The organism is Streptomyces sp. 35G-GA-8, from assembly GCF_023534745.1.
GTDB lineage: Bacteria > Actinomycetota > Actinomycetes > Streptomycetales > Streptomycetaceae > Streptomyces.
In genome coordinates this window covers 612,454-627,716 of the sequence record NZ_JAMHJQ010000005.1, presented here as the reverse complement: position 1 = coordinate 627,716, position 15,263 = coordinate 612,454, and the positions used below count along the sequence as shown (strand labels likewise).

Here is a 15,263-nt window from a genome sequence, read left to right as displayed (position 1 = left end):
GCCGAGTCGCGTGGGGGCGGCCGAGGGAGCGGGGGCGGCGGCGCGCGGCGCGGCGGCGGGCGCGGTGCGCGGTGTGCCGGACACTGGGGGTGCCCCGGGTCGCCGCGGCGCGCGCGGGCCCTCGTCCACCGCCGGACGCGGCACCGGGGTCCGGTGTGACAGCGGGGGGAGCAGCGGCCCCGTGCTCGGCGTGGCGACGGTGCCGACGGGACGCTCGGGCCCCACGCCCGGACGTGCCGCCTCGGTCCGTACCACCGTCTGCCGGTCCGTCCGGACCTCGCGCTCCTGGTACATCAACTCCGCAGGAGCGGCGGCGGGTTGGGAAGCGTACGGGATCAGCGCGGCAGGCTCGTCGGGCTCCCGCGGGCCGGACCGCAGCGCTTCGGCCCGCTCGTACCGGCCGGGCAGCCGTGGCCGGACCCGCGCCATGCCCCCGACGCCGTCCGCGCCGCCGGCGCCCCCGGCACCGGGCACCCCGGGCACCGGCGTGTACCGGGCGAGCAGCCGGTCGAAGTAGTCAGGCATCCGTACACAGCTCCAGGTAGTAGCGACGCCGCAGCGGGCTGAGCGCCAGGATCTCCGGTTCGCTCCACCCGTAGGCGCTCGCGAGCAGATGGACATCGAGCAGCAAGTCCCTTGCCCAGGCGTCCAGTTCGGTCCACAGATACGAGGTGATGTCCAGTGCGGCGGGGGTGGCCCCGCCGCACTCGGGGCAGTTGACATTCAGCGTCACATCGGCCGCCGGATCGGCCTCTGCCGCCTTCTCGGCGAGACGCCGCTGTACGTCCGCGGGCAGCAGCACGGCCAGCCGCTCCGGTGGCACCGGCTCCCCGCCCCGTACGGCCGAGACCGCGCAGCGCGCCACCAGCAGCCGACGGGCCTCCGCCGCGTCCGGTGCGGAGCCGGCCGCCGCGAGGTCGGCGACGGTGGGCAGCCGGAACTCCACCACCCAGTCGCCTTCCTCGACCCGCACTGGTCCCTCCGGTGTCCGCCCCCGCACACCCAGCGATGTCGCGTCGAGATCGAACTCCATCGCCTCTTCGCACGACGCGCACTCGACGCGGACCTGCATGCGCTCGCCGAACAGCGCCCGGCGCAGCGCGAAGAGATCCGCCTCGCGCGCGCCGACCGGCATCGACAGCAACTCGTCGGTGCCGGCCCCCGGGCGGGCCGCCCGGTGCAGCAGCAGAGACCGTCCCGCGTCGCGCTGCGCCAGCCCGGCTTCCCAGGTGGCGAGCAGCTCGGCCGGCCCCGTCGGCGTCATCGCTCATTCCTCCGGTGTGCAGGTGGTATCGGTGGTACGTCTCCGCGTGAAGAGGCGGTGCGTCTCCGCGTGGAGAGGCGGTGCGTCTCCACGGGAAAGGCGGTGCGGATCAGGCCGGATGAGTGAACGACGGCTCGACCGGCTCCTCCACCTCGTAGTCCCGCTCCCAGCCCTCGCATTCGAGCTTGACGCTCTGGATGGCGACGGCGTTCGCGTTCGCGTCCAGCTCGCCGAGCACCTGGTACTCACTCACCCAGGCCCGGTAGAGCTTGTGCGAGACGGCCACCTGCCCGGCCTCGTTGAGGACCTGGATGATGATGTCCTTGCGGAAGTCGCGCAGCGAGACCTCCGAGCCGAGCCCGGCCCCGACCTGCCAGACCTTGTTGGCCCAGCGGTCGAACTCCGGGTCGTGGGTGACGCCGCGTTCGAGCGTGACCCCCTCGAACTCGGAGCGGCCCGGGGACTTCCGCGGTGAGCTGGGGTCGCCGCCATGGCGGTGCTTGACCACTTCGGTGGTGCGCTTCAGCGGACTGATCTTGCTGACGCCCGCGACCGTTCGACCGTCCCACAGGACCAGGAACTTGAAATTCTTGTAGGGGTCGAAGCGATGGGCGTTGATCTGGAACTCAGCCATCGGTTTCCTTCGTGTTCCTTTTCCTCGGTTACGACAGGTCGAACTGCCCGGCCACCTGCTGGATCTTCACGATCACGAACTCCGCGGGCCTGACCGGCGCGATGCCGATCACGACATTGACCACTCCGCTCTCGATATCCGCCTCGGTGGTGGTGTCCTTGTCGCACTTGACGAAGTACGCCTCGCGCGGTGTGCCGCCCTGGAAGGCGCCCTGCCGGAAGAGATCGTTGAGATAGGCGGAGGCCTTCAGCCGGATCTGCTGCCACAACTGCTCGTTGTTGGGCTCGAAGACGACCCACTGCAGACCGCGGTAGAGACTCTCCTCGACATGCAGCGCGAGCCGGCGCACCGGCACGTACTTCCACTCGCTGTCGAGCGCGTCCGCGCCCCGCAGCGTACGGGCGCCCCACACCAGCGGACCGACCACCGGGAAGGTGCGCAGACAGTTCACACCGAGCGGATTGAGCAGTCCGTTCTCCCGGTCGGTGAGCTTGACGGTCAGCGCCCTGACACCGGCCAGCCGAGCCTCGGTCCCCGCCGGTGCCTTCCAGACGCCGCGCTCGCCGTCGGTGCGGGCGATGACACCGGCGATGGCCCCGGACGGCGGGAAGGGGCGCAGCCGTCCCGTGAGCGGGTCCGTCAGCTGGAGGTGCGGGAAGTACAGCGCGGCGTGATCGCTGCGTACGGGGTCGAACGCGCCGATCCCGGCCCGCGCGGCGTCCACGCTGCCCCAGGTGGACGGCGAGTCCACGAGCAGGAAGATCCGCCGCTCCCGGCACAGCTGCTCGGCCGCGGAGAGCACCGTGACCATGTCCTCGGTGGACTCGTACGCCGAAAGCTCGGGCAGGGCGAGCAGATTGACATCGTCCACATCGCGCAGCGCCTGCACACCGGTCTTGCGCGCCTCGCTGCCGATGAGATCGCGCGGTCCTGGCGGATCGCCGTCCTTGCCGCCCTTGAGCGGGAAGACGGGCGGGTTGACCGATGCCTCAAGGCCCAGATCGTTGGCGCACTCGCCGACGAAGCGCACCACGTCGTCGGGGTCGAGGGAGCCGGCGACGACCTGGATCCTCCGGCCGAACGCCGTGACCTCGGCGCCGGCGAAGGTGTGCTTGCCCGGCGCGTCCGGGAGCGAGCGCAGCTTGCGTTCCAGCAGGAGGGCCAGTTCCGTGACGGTGGTCGGCGCCTCGCCGTCGTGGTCGGGTTCGTGGAGTGTGAACTCACGCTCCACATCGCCGATCTTCACCTTCAACTCGACGTTCAGATTGGGCAGTTCCGCGGAGAACGGCTTGGAGACCGTGCCGGAGGGGTCGGGCCTGTCCTCGTCCAGGGCCTTGACGCGGACGAGGGAGGAACCGGCGTTGACGACCGTCTCCACGAACCGTCCGTGGCCGGTGTTCATCGACAGACCGGTGAAGGTCTCGCGGGCGCCGCCGCGGGCGTCGAGGATCCGGAGGTTGAACGTCTTGTCCGGGGTCGGTGTGTCGTGGTCGACGGCCACCCGCAGCCCCGAGCCCCAGACGCCCGGCTCCTTGGCGCGTACCTCAAGCACCGGGCACTGGCTGTGCCCCTCGGTGGATTCGAGCGTGACGCGGGCTTCTTCGCCGGTGCCGGCCTTGGCCACGCGCACGATCACCCCGACGGAGCCGCCGTTGCCGAAGAACTGATGGACGGCGTAGCCGACCGCGCTCTGGGAGGTGAGCCCGCCGAAGCGGCGCTCGAAGTCCGCGAAGCTGGTGATCCGCACGGGTTGATTGAGCGGACCCCGGCGGGTGTGCCCCACGAACGCGGTCACCGAGGTGGTGACCGAGGCGATGGTACGGATGCTGCTGGGAAGCTCTTCGATGTATACGCCGGGATAGCCCATGTGCGTCGGCATTCCCCCTCCATTCCCTTCGCGCACCAAGAGATGAGGGGAGGAAGTGAAGAGGTTGCGTATATATGCCGAACTCGCTTACGCGTTCCCCGTTGTTCCCCCGTCACACACCCCGTGCGATATCGGTCTCGCAGGGCCGTCCGCATGCGTATGCGAATGGCGCATGCGCATGCGTCAGTGGCTCCTGATGCATGAGTGCCGCTTGCGAGTCTGGATTGTGCGTCAAGGGATGGTCAAGAGAGTGATTCGGTCATCGGTTGATCGTTTTCCGCGATTCCGTTCGCGGGCGAAAAGGCATGGTCGGAGAGGTGGCGCCGGACGGGTATGAAGATGAATTCACGGCTGCTTCACAGGACCACTCGATCCCGCGCGGGAAACAAGCCGAATAAAAACCCGCCCGGCGCGCCGCCTTGTGTCCGGTTCACGCGGTATATGCGGCTTGGGTGGGTTCTTGTCAGCGGGCCAGAAAGGTGACCGCGCTACAGGCACCGCTCGCCGCCCCGACGGCCACCACGGCCGCCGCCACCGCGCGCGTTCTGAGCTGCCGGTAGCGCGCGGTGTATTCGAGGCGCAGTTCGGTCGCGCGGTCGGAGATACGTACGAGCATCGCCCGGGAGGCCGCCACCCGGTCTGCGGTATAGACCCTCTCCACGTCCTCGCGCTGGGCCGTGGTCAGCCAGGGCAATTGTGCGGTGAAGCGGGCCGCCTGCCGGCGTACGTCCTCGATCTCCGCGCTCCAGAGCAGATAGCCCTCGATCTGGTAGAGACCGCGGGCGCTGTCCTTGTCGGGCTCCACGTATTTCTCCTTGCTTTTCCCCTTGCGCTCCTCGTGCATGCCGCTCTCTTCGTACAAGGCACCGGGATAGTCATTTCCGCTGGTCACCCGCCCCCGAGGGGGTGGCGGCGGCGCCGGGGTTGTTCAGCGCCTCGTCGAGCAGCCGGATGGACGGGTAGTGCAGATCGAACGCGGGGGACTCGGAACGGATACGCGGGAGCGTGATGAAGTTGTGCCGCGGCGGGGGACAGGAAGTGGCCCATTCCAGCGAACGCCCGTACCCCCAGGGGTCGTCGACCCCGACCGGCTTCCCGTACTTCTCGGTCTTCCAGACGTTGTAGAAGAACGGCAGCATCGACAGGCCGAGGACGAACGAGCTGATCGTGGAGACGGTGTTCAGCGCGGTGAAACCGTCGGCGGCGAGATAGTCCGCGTAACGGCGCGGCATGCCCTCGGCGCCCAGCCAGTGCTGCACGAGGAAGGTGCCGTGGAAACCGGCGAAGAGCGTCCAGAACGTGATCTTCCCGAGCCGCTCGTCCAGCATCTTGCCGGTGAACTTCGGCCACCAGAAGTGGAATCCGGCGAACATCGCGAACACCACCGTGCCGAACACCACGTAGTGGAAGTGCGCCACCACGAAGTACGAGTCGGACACATGGAAGTCCATCGGCGGCGACGCCAGGATGATGCCGGTCAGACCACCGAAGAGGAACGTGACCAGGAAGCCGATCGACCACAGCATCGGTGTCTCGAAGGAAAGTGAACCGTTCCACATCGTGCCGATCCAGTTGAAGAACTTCACCCCCGTCGGCACCGCGATCAGGAAGGTCATGAACGCGAAGAACGGCAGCAACACCCCGCCGGTCACAAACATATGGTGCGCCCAGACCGTGATCGAAAGACCTGCGATCGCGATCGTCGCCGCCACCAGACCGATATAGCCGAAGACCGGCTTGCGGCTGAAGACGGGGAGGATTTCCGTGACGATGCCGAAGAACGGCAGGGCGATGATGTAGACCTCCGGATGGCCGAAGAACCAGAAGAGGTGCTGCCACAGGAACGCCCCGCCATTGGCCGCTTCGAAGACATGCGCGCCGAACTTCCGGTCCGCCTCGAGCACGAGCAGCGCGGCGGCCAGAATGGGGAAGGCGAACAGAACCAGTACGGCGGTCAGCAGGACGTTCCAGGTGAAGATCGGCATCCGGAACATCGTCATGCCCGGTGCCCGCATACAGACGATCGTGGTGATGAAGTTGACCGAGCCGAGGATCGTCCCGAAACCGGAGAAGGCCAGCCCCATGATCCACAGATCGCCGCCGACCCCCGGCGAGCGGACCCCGTCCGTCAGCGGTGAGTAGGCGAACCACCCGAAGTCCGCCGCTCCGTTCGGAGTGAGAAAACCGGCAACGACAATGAGTGACCCGAACAAATAGAGCCAGTACGCCAGGATGTTGAGCCGTGGGAACGCCACATCGGGCGCACCGATCTGCAGCGGCATGATCCAGTTCGTGAATCCGGCGAACAACGGTGTCGCGAACATCAGCAGCATGATCGTGCCGTGAATCGTGAACGCCTGATTGAACTGCTCGTGCGAGATGATCTGAATACCGGGACGGGCCAGTTCGGCGCGCATGAAGAGCGCCAGCACCCCGCCGATGATGAAGAACCCGAACGACGTCAGGAGATAGAGCGTGCCGATCGTCTTATGATCGGTGGTGGTCAGCCACCCCACGATGACTTTGCCCGGCTCCCTGCGCCGTACCGGCAGCTCATTCTCGTAGCTGTCGTCGGCCTCCGCCGATTCTTCCGTGCCCGTCGTGGTCACTGCAACGCTCCTCCGGTCAGCAGTGGCGTGTGAACTCGGCAGCAGCATGGCGTTGCTTTCACCCGGCCGGTGCGACCTTCTTCCCTCCGGCGCGTCGCGAGAATCGTCATCGCCCTCCGCGGAATTCCCCGAAAGCGTGCTGTCACTGGGCCGAGGGGCGGTTTTGCCACGTATCGCGGGCTCCGCGCCCGGCAATCGCGGCCGGGGCACATTCACCCGATCGTGCGGTCCCTGTTCGCCGTCCGGGACCGGGGGCGCCGCCCCGCGAGCACAGCGGGACCGGAGCGGGGAGGCCGGGGGAGCAGGGCGCCCGGGTGAGCTCACGGGTCGCGGAATACGCCCCTGCCCCACCTCGTTGAGCGCGGGGAGTGGGAGTGGCAGCTCTCCAGCGATCAGAACCAGAGCCAGAACCAGAACCAGAGCCAGAGTCAGAGGGAGACCATCCGTGACATCGACGGTACCGGCGACATCGACCCCCGACGAGCGGGCGAACCGGGCGGGACGCGTCCTTTCCCGCCCCTTCAGCATCGGGGACCTCGTCCTGCCGAACCGGATCGCCATGGCGCCCATGACGCGCAACTTCTCGCCCGGTGGCGTCCCCGGCGCCGATGTGGCGGAGTACTACGCGCGCCGGGCGGCCGGCGGCGTGGGTCTGATCATCACGGAGGGGACCCATGTCGACCATCCCTACTCCGGGCTTGAGAAGCGGATCCCGCGCATCCACGGGGAGGACGCGCTCGCCGGCTGGGCCCGGGTCGTCGATGCCGTACACCGCGCCGGTGGCCGGATCGCCTCCCAGCTCTGGCAGGAGGGCACCGGCCGGGTGACCGACGACGACTCCGTGGCGAAGGCGGTCAGCCCGTCGGGGCTGGGCCTGGACGGCAATCCGGAGGGCCGGGCGATGAGCCTCGCCGAGATCGACGACGTCGTCGCGGCCTTCGCCGCCGCGGCGGCCGACGCCGAGCGCCTCGGGTTCGACGGTATCGAGCTGCATGGAGCCCACGGCTATCTCATCGACCAGTTCCTCTGGTCCCGTACGAACCGCCGTGCCGACGCCTACGGTGGCGACGAGGCGTCCCGGATCCGGTTCGCCACCGAGATCGTCGCGGCCACGCGCGCGGCCGTGTCGGCGTCCTTCCCGATCATCTTCCGGCTGTCCCAGTGGAAGGCGGGTCACTACACCGCCAAGGTGACCGAAACCCCCGAAGCGCTGGAACGTCTGCTCACCCCGCTCGCCGAGGCGGGCGCCGATGTCTTCCACGCCTCCACACGCCGGTACTGGGAGCCGGAGTTCGACGGCTCGGAGCTGAATCTCGCCGGCTGGGCGAAGAAGCTGACGGGCCGGCCGACCATCACCGTCGGCTCCGTCGGACTGGACAGTGTGTTCCTGGAGGCCGTCGAGCAGGGCAAGGTCAAGGGGGTCGCGGGTATCGAACCGCTGCTGGACCGGCTGGAGCGGGACGAGTTCGACCTGGTGGCCGTCGGGCGCGCGCTGCTGGCCGATCCCGAGTGGGCGGTCAAGACGATCGAGGGACGGGCGGACGAACTGGTGCCCTTCGACACCGGCGCCCTGACGGAACTGCGCTGACGGAACTGCGCCGGTCGAGCGTCGACCGAGCCGCGCTGACCGCACGGCACTGATCGGCGGACCGTACGACGACGGGACGAGCCGGCCTCTTCAGCTCTGTACGCGGAGGGTCCGGCCGTCCCCTCCGCGCCCGCGCCATCGGTCAGTCCCAGGCCCGGCGTTCGTCATCCCGTGGGGCGTGGACGACCTCGGGGGCACCGGGGCCGTACGTCATCACCGGGCGCGAGGCGTCCCAGGCCGGCCAGCCCGGATTCCCGGTGGTCGCGAAGCGCACCCAGTCGGCGTGCATGGTGTCCGCGAGGGACTGCGGCGCCTCGGCGCCGGTGAGCGAGATCGTGGCCGGCTCGCGCAGGGTGTCGAAGACGAAGCCGATCTCCAGGGCGTGGCACGCGCCGAGCCGCTGGACCGGCGAGGGCCAGGCGAACTCGTAGAAATAGGTGGCGGCCGGGGCCTCCCGGCGCGCGTCGGCGAGCCGGGTGAGCGGGATACGCAGCAGCCGGTCGGTGGCGAGCGCGCCGAGCAGTTCCCCGGCGGACGCGTCGGGCCGGTTGGCGCGGTACACCGCGACCGTCCGGCGCCGTACCCGGAACCGGACCATGGCGAGGCGCAGCGCGACCGGACCGATCCGGTCGAGCGCGCCGCCGGGTATGAGCCACAACCGGTACTCCTCCGAGGTGGTGCCCATCAGCAGACCGATCTCCGCGCCCTGCCCCGCGGCCAGCGCGGCGGCCGGGTCGCGGGGCAGCACCTCGCCGTCCACCACGAGATCGAAGCTCGCGCCGCCGCCCAGCGGGCTGCCCGCGGTCATCTCGCGCTGTGCCCGCAGCAGCCGCTCGCGGTCCACCCCGGCGAAGGCCGCCGCCGTCGCCGGGACTCTCAGCCGCCGGGCGATGCGCCGGGTGGTGCACCGGGCCCTGGCCGGGGTGACGGCGGACGGGACACCGCTCTGCAGCACGGCCCGCCGCAGCAGGCCCGCGGAGAGCGGGGAGGCCAGGATCCCGGCGATGGAGAACGCCCCGGCGGATTCGCCGAAGACGGTGACCAGTCCGGGATCGCCGCCGAAGGCCGCGACATTCCGCCGTACCCACGCGAGCGCGGCCAGCTGGTCCCGCAGCCCCAGGTTGGCGGGCGCGTCGGGGAACATCCCGAACCCCTCGACACCGAGCCGGTAGTTCAGCGACACGAGGACCACGCCGTCCCGGGCGAACGTGGCGCCGTCGTAGGTGGGAACGGCCGACGAGCCGTGCCGCAGCGAGCCGCCGTGGATCCAGACCATGACGGGCAGCCCGGCGCCGCCCGGATCGGGGGTCCACACATTGAGGTTCAGACAGCCGTCCCCCGGCACGGACGGTTCGGCCAGCAGCCGGTCCAGGGGCGGGGCGTACGGCAGCTTCGGGGCGGTCGGCCCGAAGGCGGAGGCATCGCGGACACCGTCCCACGGCTCGGGCGCGGCCGGCGCGCGGAAGCGGTACGGGCCGACGGGCGGCGCGGCGTACGGGATACCGCGGAAGACGGCGACCCCGCGCTCGATCCGGCCGCGCACCCGGCCGTACTCGGTGCCGACGACGGGTTCCCGACCGGCGACGGGGTCCGCGTCACCGATCCCGCGTGGCCCGCTCACGCCCGCCCGTCCCGCCCGCCGCGCCGGCGGGCACGGACGGCGCCCGCCCCCATCCCCCGAATGGGCAGCTCGTTCTCCGCCGGGCCGGCCGGGGGCACACCGGTGACGGCTGAGGCCTTTCCGTAGCGCTGGGCGAGAGGCGCGGAGGTGATGCCGTGTGCGAGGACACTGAGCAGCACGGTGCACGCGACCACGGGGGCGATCGAATGCCAGGCGGACGGGGCGAGTTCTTCGACCGCCAGCAGGCCGAAGATGACGGATGCCAGCCCGCGTGGGCCGAACCAGCCCACGAACAGGACGGTTCTTTTGTCCAGACCGCTCCCGGCCAACGAAAGGGCCACGGGCACCATGCGTACCACCGTCAGGCTCAGTACCGCGTAGAGCACCGCCTGCCAGGTGAAGTGCTCGAAGGCGGCCGGTACCAGTACGGCACCGAAGAGGAGCCAGACCAGCATGGAGAACAGCGAGCCGGTCTGCTCGACGAACAACAGCACGCCCTGCGGGGCGCCGTGCGTCGATCCGAAAGCCAGGCCGGCGGCAAAAGCGGCGACGAAGCCGTTGCCGCCGATCGCGAGGGACGAGAGATAGCTGAGGAGGGCCAGCGCCAGGACACCCGTCCCCGCGACGTCCTCCGTCGCCCAACCCCTGCGCAGGGCGAAGCGCAGCAGCCATCCCGCCACCAGTCCGAGCACCACGCCGTAGATCAGACCGATGGCGAGTTCCACGAGGGCGCCACCGGAGCCATGCGTGTCGGACGTACTCCCGGCCGCCGCCACTCCGGCCAGCGCGAGCACGACGAACGGGGTGGCGATGCCGTCGTTCAGACCGCTCTCGACGTTGATGAGCCGGCGAATCCTCGCGGGCACGGCCGGATCGACCATCATGGTGGCGCCGAGCGCGGCGTCCGTCGGAGCGAGTGCGGCGGCCACGTACAGCGCGGCCCAGCCCGACACCCCGGGGAGCAGACCGATGGCCAGCAGGGTGCCGAGACCGATGCACATCGGCAGCCCCAGCAGCAGAAGCCGTCCGTACAGGCCGAGTTCCGGGCGCAGGGCCCGGAAGGACAGCCGCGCGGCATCGGTGAAGAGCACCCAGGTGAGGGTGACTTCGGCGAGTGTCCGCACTGTCTCGGGCGACGGGGCCAGGTCCAGTACGCCGACTCCCTCGCTCAGCAGAAGGCCCAGCAGGACGAAAGCCACGGGGGCGGTGAGTTCGACGCGCGCCAGCCGCTGCGAGCACAGACTCCAGAGGAAGAGAAGAAGCAGGATCAGTGAGAAGGTTCCATCCACCGTGGACTCCGTAACCGTGGCCGGCTCGTCGGCCGGGTCCCGCGGACCGGACAGGCCGTAGGGCCTGATTCTCGGCGGTCGTGGCGCCTTGAGGATCCGGCCGGAGGAAAGGACCACAGCTTTCACCCGAGTGGCGGAGCGCGCCGTGCCGTCCCGCGCCCGCCGGCGGTCCGGTCTCGGTGCGCGAGATCACGTTGACCCCGGGTGACGTTCCTCGGAAAGGTTGGGTGCATGACACATGTACCGATACCGTCGCCCGGACAGGCACTGGGCCCCGGCGCCGCCCTCTCCATCGACGGGGGCGTGCGGTGCGCGGGGTACTGACCGGATTCGGTGTCATCGCGGTCGTCATCGGTGTCGGCTATCTGATAGGCCGTCGCAGATATCTCGGGGACAACGGGCGCGAGGTGCTGACCAAGCTCGCCTTTCACGTGGCCACACCGGCGCTGCTGTTCACGACGCTCGCCCAGGCCGATCTGTCGGTGGTCCTCTCCAGCAGGCTGCTGATCACCGCGCTCAGCACGGCGGTCGCGGCCGGGGCCTTCGTGGCGGTCGCGCTCGTACGCCGCTGGGACGTGGGGGCCACCACGATCGGCGCGCTCTGCTCCAGCTATGTCAACGCCGGCAATCTCGGCATCCCGATCGCCGTCTATGTCCTCGGCGACGCCTCGCTGGTGGCGCCCGTACTGCTCTTCCAGCAGATCGTGGTCACACCGATCGCGCTGACGGTGCTCGATCTCTCGGGCTCCGGCGAGAAGCGACCGGTGTGGCAGCGGGTGACGACACCGCTGCGCAACCCGGTCGCGGCCAGCTCACTGTGCGGAGTCGCCGTGGCGGCGACGGGGGTGACGGTGCCGGGCCCGGTGCTCGACCCGCTGGTACTGATCGGCAACATGTCCGTCCCCGCGGTGCTGCTGGCCTTCGGGATCTCGTTGTACGGCAGCGCCCTGCCGGGCCGGGGTCCCGACCGCCGGCCGGTGCTGCTGTCCGCGGTCCTGAAATCGGTGGGGCAGCCGCTGGTGGCCTGGGCGCTCGGGGCGCTGGTCTTCGGGCTGCACGGTGCGGCCCTGCTCGATGTCGTGGTGACCTCGGCCCTGCCTGCCGCGCAGAACCTCTATACGTACGCGTCCCGCTACCGCGTCGCCGAGCGGCTGGCCCGTGAATCGATTCTGCTGTCCACGATGCTGTCGGTGCCGGGGCTGGTCGTGGTGGCGGCGTTCCTCGGCTGACGGCGGGGGTTCCCCCCGGTCGGGCGGCGGACCGGGCACCCGGCCGCGCGGTCACCCCGTCACCCGGTCACCCCGTCACCCGGTCACCCCCCGTCACCTGGTCACCTCACCAGTCGAACGCGCCGCTGTACGCGTTGAGCGCGGGCTGACCGCCCAGATGCGCGTACAGCACCGTCGAGTCCCTGCCGATCTCGCCCGTACGCACCAGATCGATCAGCCCGGCCATGGACTTGCCCTCGTACACCGGGTCGATGATCATCCCCTCCAGCCGGCCGGTGAGCCGGATCGCCTCCAGCGTCGACGCCACAGGGACGCCATAGCGGTCGCCCGCCCATCCTTCGAGCACGCTGATCTCGTCGTCGCGCAACTCGCGCCGCAGGCCGATCAGATCGGCGGTGTGCCGGGCGATGCGCCCGACCTGCTCACGGGTCTCGTCGATCCTCGCGGAGGCGTCGATGCCGATCACCCGCCGCGGGCGGTCCTGGCCCGCGAATCCGGCGACCATCCCGGCCTGTGTGGAGCCCGTGACGCTGCAGACGACGATCGTGTCGAAGAAGACGTCGTGCTCGGCCTCCTGACGCTCCACCTCGTACGCCCAGTTCGCGAACCCCAGCCCGCCGAGCGGGTGTTCGGAAGCCCCGGCCGGGATCGGGTACGGTGCGCCGCCCTCGGCGCGTACCTCGTCCAGCGCCCGCTGCCAGGAGTCCTTGATGCCGATTCCGAACCCCGCGGTGCCGAGCCGGACATCGGCGCCCATGACACGGGACAGCAGGATATTGCCGGTCTTCTCGTTCGCCGGGTCGGGCCAGTCGACCCACTTCTCCTGGATGAGCCGGGCCTTGAGGCCGAGATGAGCGGCGACGGCCGCCACCTGCCGGGTGTGGTTCGACTGGTACCCCCCGATCGACACGAGCGTGTCCGCGCCCTGGGCCAGCACGTCGGGGACGATGTACTCCAGCTTGCGCGTCTTGTTCCCGCCGTGGGCGAGAGGGGAGTTGCAGTCCTCGCGCTTGGCCCAGACGCGGGCTCCGCCGAGGAACTCGGACAGCCGGTCCAGCCGGTGGATCGGGCTCGGTCCGAAGAGCAGGGGATAGCGCGGGAAATCCTCGACGGCCACGGGAGGTCCTCTCTGCGGGAAGGCGTCTCCCGGTACGGCCTTCCCCGTGGCGAGCCCCGTCAAGAGTCGAGCACGCTCCCCAGCCGCCCCTCCAGCAGGACCAGCAACTCGCCCAGCGAGCCCGCCAGCCGCTCCTGGTTCCGGGCGCCGAGCCCGTCCAGCAGGGTCGCCTCGTACCCCAGTTGCTCGGGCAGCAGACGGTCGAGCAGCTCACGCCCCTCGGTGGTCAGGAACAGATGGGTGACCCGGCGGTCCCGGTCGTCCGGGCGCCTGGCGACCAGTCCCCGCTCCTCCAGCTGCCGCAGCCGCTTGGTCACGGCCGCCCCGGAGGCGAAGGTCTCCCGGGCGATCCGGCCCGGGGTCAGCTCCCGGTCCGTACGGCGCAGGGTGCCCAGGATGTCGAACTCGGGCCGGGTCAGTCCCTCCCGCCGCAGGGGTGCGTCGGCGGCCTGCTGGAGGAGCGCGGAACAGCGGTTGAGCCGCCCGATGACCGCCATCGGTGCGGTGTCCAGATCGGGCAGTACCCGCTGCCACTGCCGCATCACGCCGGCGACGATGTCCTCGGCCATGGGGACGCTCCTCTGGCTCGTGGAGTGCGCTTCGGCAGGGAAAAAGATCAGTATGTGTTTTATCAGTAAAGGTAATATCGGTCTTCTTATCCCACCACTACACAAAAGGGTCCAAAGCGCGCAGAATGGATCTGGTGCGGCTCGATGCCGCCCACCACGGTCAGACTTCGCGAGCGAAGGAGGCGAGTCGTATGGCCGACGTCTCACACACGAGGCAGGACGTCTCACAATCGAGGCAGGACGTCTCACATACGAGGCAGGACCTGGCCGGTCACCCGGATGTCCCGGAGATGCGGGAGCGTTACAACCGCGTGCTCGGCGGACGCGACGTGGCGCTCCTCGACGGGCCGCTGTTTCTCGTCGGCCTGTTCTGCGCCTTGTCGCCCTGGATCATCCACTTCACGACCACCCAGCCGGCGCTGGCGACGCACAACCTCATCATGGGTATCGCACTCGTGGTTCTGGCGGTGGGCTTCACTGTGATGCCGCAGCGCATGTACGGCCTCAGCTGGGCCATGTGCGCCATGGGTGTGTGGCTGATCATCGCGCCCTGGGTCGTCGGCACCGGTCCCGACAAGGGCATCATCTGGACGAACGCGGTCATCGGAGCGCTGACCATCCTGCTCGGTCTGGTCGCCGCGGCCGCGGCGATGAAGAAGAGGGGTCGCAGCAGCCAAAGGGCCTGAGTCGGTCGGTTCGGCCCGTCCCGGGATGCCGGGCGGGCCGACCGCCGCTCCCCGCTCCCCGACGGCTCTTCTCCCGAAGTCTGGGACAGTGGGGCCATGCAGGCCATGACGCGCACCGAACTCACCGATCTCGTCGACTCCCTTCTCGACGGGCCCTCCCCGCTTCCCATCGTGCGCGCGGGCGATCCCGTGCTGCGGCGCCCCGCGGTCCCGTACGAGGGGCAGTTGGGGGACGCCCGGCTGGCGCGGCTGGTGCGGGTGATGCGCGAGACGATGCATGCCGCGCCCGGCGTCGGGCTGGCGGCGCCGCAGGTCGGCATCCCCCTGCGGCTCACGGTCGTCGAGGACTCCGCCGAGGTGAGTGACGAGGTACGTGCCGCGCGGGGGCGAGTTCCGCAGCCGTTCCGTGTGCTCCTCAACCCGTCGTACGAGCCGATCGGCGCCGGCCGGGCCGCGTTCTTCGAAGGCTGCCTGAGCGTCCCCGGCTGGCAGGCCGTGGTCGCACGGCACGCGCGGGTCCGGCTGCGCGGGCAGGACGAGCGCGGACGGGAACTCGACGAGGAGTTCTCGGGATGGCCCGCCCGAATCGTCCAGCACGAGACGGACCACCTCGGCGGGACGCTCTACCTCGACCTCGCCGAGATGCGCTCGCTCTCCAGCACCGAGCACGCGGTGGCGCGTTGGTCGGGACCCACCCCCGCCCTCGCCGCGGCGGAACTGGGCTTCCCGCTTCCCGCTTCCTGACAGCTTCCTGGCGCACCCAGGACGCCGCTCGGGCATCGCTCGGAGT

The 15,263-nt window shown here is 69.9% G+C and carries 13 protein-coding genes and 1 pseudogene; 4 read left to right on the top strand and 10 right to left on the bottom strand.

Annotated features, from left to right (window positions below; all coding sequences use genetic code 11):
• From M1203_RS14330 to ctaD, 6 genes and pseudogenes are all read right to left on the bottom strand, one after another.
• Positions 1 to 525, bottom strand: a pseudogene (locus tag M1203_RS14330) (hypothetical protein); the annotation flags it as partial.
• Positions 518 to 1,264, bottom strand: a complete 747-nt coding sequence (locus M1203_RS14325; RefSeq protein ID WP_249950017.1) for a hypothetical protein — start codon at positions 1,262 to 1,264, stop codon at positions 518 to 520. The gene M1203_RS14325 and the pseudogene M1203_RS14330, both read right to left, overlap by 8 nt.
• 109 nt (positions 1,265 to 1,373) lie before the next feature.
• On the bottom strand, positions 1,374 to 1,898 hold the full coding sequence (locus tag M1203_RS14320; protein ID WP_249950016.1) for a phage tail protein: 525 nt from the start codon (positions 1,896 to 1,898) through the stop codon (positions 1,374 to 1,376).
• 28 nt (positions 1,899 to 1,926) lie between these two features.
• A complete protein-coding gene (locus M1203_RS14315) occupies positions 1,927 to 3,777 on the bottom strand; it encodes a phage tail sheath C-terminal domain-containing protein (RefSeq protein WP_249950015.1) in 1,851 nt (616 codons plus the stop codon).
• Positions 3,778 to 4,228: 451 nt separating this feature from the next.
• A complete protein-coding gene (locus tag M1203_RS14310) occupies positions 4,229 to 4,570 on the bottom strand; it encodes a hypothetical protein (protein WP_249950056.1) in 342 nt (113 codons plus the stop codon).
• A gap of 70 nt (positions 4,571 to 4,640) precedes the next feature.
• Positions 4,641 to 6,374, bottom strand: coding sequence for a cytochrome c oxidase subunit I (gene ctaD, locus M1203_RS14305; RefSeq protein WP_249950014.1), 1,734 nt, complete (start codon positions 6,372 to 6,374; stop codon positions 4,641 to 4,643).
• 445 nt (positions 6,375 to 6,819) lie between these two features.
• Here ctaD and M1203_RS14300 point away from each other — a divergent pair, with 445 nt between their 5' ends.
• Positions 6,820 to 7,962 (top strand): NADH:flavin oxidoreductase, encoded by a 1,143-nt coding sequence (locus M1203_RS14300; protein ID WP_249950013.1) that lies wholly within the window; start codon positions 6,820 to 6,822, stop codon positions 7,960 to 7,962.
• A 142-nt stretch (positions 7,963 to 8,104) separates the two neighbouring features.
• On the opposite strand, the gene M1203_RS14295 is transcribed toward M1203_RS14300, so the two are convergent.
• Entirely contained in the window at positions 8,105 to 9,565 is a 1,461-nt protein-coding gene (locus tag M1203_RS14295) for a carboxylesterase/lipase family protein (RefSeq protein WP_249950055.1), read from the bottom strand.
• Between the two features lie 14 nt (positions 9,566 to 9,579).
• A complete protein-coding gene (locus M1203_RS14290) occupies positions 9,580 to 10,872 on the bottom strand; it encodes a cation:proton antiporter (RefSeq protein ID WP_249950012.1) in 1,293 nt (430 codons plus the stop codon).
• Positions 10,873 to 11,180: 308 nt separating this feature from the next.
• Between M1203_RS14290 and M1203_RS14285 the strand changes: the two genes are divergently transcribed.
• Positions 11,181 to 12,101, top strand: a complete 921-nt coding sequence (locus M1203_RS14285; protein WP_249950011.1) for an AEC family transporter — start codon at positions 11,181 to 11,183, stop codon at positions 12,099 to 12,101.
• 106 nt (positions 12,102 to 12,207) lie between these two features.
• Here M1203_RS14285 and M1203_RS14280 read toward each other — a convergent pair whose 3' ends face one another.
• Entirely contained in the window at positions 12,208 to 13,218 is a 1,011-nt protein-coding gene (locus M1203_RS14280) for a 1-aminocyclopropane-1-carboxylate deaminase (protein WP_249950010.1), read from the bottom strand.
• Positions 13,219 to 13,277: 59 nt separating this feature from the next.
• Positions 13,278 to 13,787, bottom strand: a complete 510-nt coding sequence (locus M1203_RS14275; RefSeq protein WP_249950009.1) for a MarR family winged helix-turn-helix transcriptional regulator — start codon at positions 13,785 to 13,787, stop codon at positions 13,278 to 13,280.
• A gap of 290 nt (positions 13,788 to 14,077) precedes the next feature.
• Between M1203_RS14275 and M1203_RS14270 the strand changes: the two genes are divergently transcribed.
• Together M1203_RS14270 and M1203_RS14265 are read left to right on the top strand one after the other, a co-directional pair.
• Complete coding sequence (locus M1203_RS14270) at positions 14,078 to 14,473, top strand: SPW repeat protein (RefSeq protein ID WP_249950008.1); 396 nt, start codon at positions 14,078 to 14,080, stop codon at positions 14,471 to 14,473.
• A gap of 105 nt (positions 14,474 to 14,578) precedes the next feature.
• Positions 14,579 to 15,217 carry a peptide deformylase gene (locus M1203_RS14265; RefSeq protein WP_249950054.1) on the top strand — a complete coding sequence of 213 codons (639 nt, stop codon included), beginning with the start codon at positions 14,579 to 14,581 and terminating at the stop codon, positions 15,215 to 15,217.
• The last annotated feature ends 46 nt before the right edge of the window (positions 15,218 to 15,263 follow it).